General features: G+C 47.2%; 1 protein-coding gene. It reads right to left on the reverse strand.

Features of this window, described 5'->3' with window-relative positions; all coding sequences use genetic code 11:
* Positions 1–553, reverse strand: a 553-nt coding sequence (locus GMD6S_RS10035) for a G5 domain-containing protein (RefSeq protein WP_000563336.1), incomplete at both ends; no start/stop codon positions are given.

Below are 553 nucleotides of genomic sequence, written 5' to 3' on the forward strand. Positions count from 1 at the left end.
TTGCAGGGAGTTGTTTTTCATCTGCTTTGGCAGTAGTTGGTGCAGTTTGCTCAGCTTTCTCAACGGCAGTGCCGACTTCAACAACTTGAGCGACCGCTTCCTGCGATACCGCACTATTGACAAGTGTTCTTTCTTCCTTGCCGTCAGCAGTAGTGCTGACAGAGTAGAAAATCGTACGGCGACCATTTACACCAGTAACGATGACTTGCGTTTGTCCGAGTGGCAATTGTGGATTTTCACGTGTCACAGTAGTGAACGGAATATCTTCCTCTTGGATATCCAGCCTTGGTTTCGCTTCGGCAGCTGGAGCAAGGCCACTTTCATCTCCTTTGTGAGTAATAGGGGCGCCGATTTCAACCACTTGGGTCACAGGTTCTTTGGTCACTTGGCTATCTAGAACCGTTTCTGTTTGTTTTCCATTTTCAGTAAGGACAGAGATGTAATGAGTACGTTCGCCCTCTACACCTGGTGTGATGATCTTTTCCTGACCGGCTGGGAGGTTCGGCTTTTCCTTCTTGATAACTTCAAATGGAATCTTTTCTGCTCTTGTGAT

This window comes from Streptococcus sp. GMD6S (assembly GCF_000297015.1).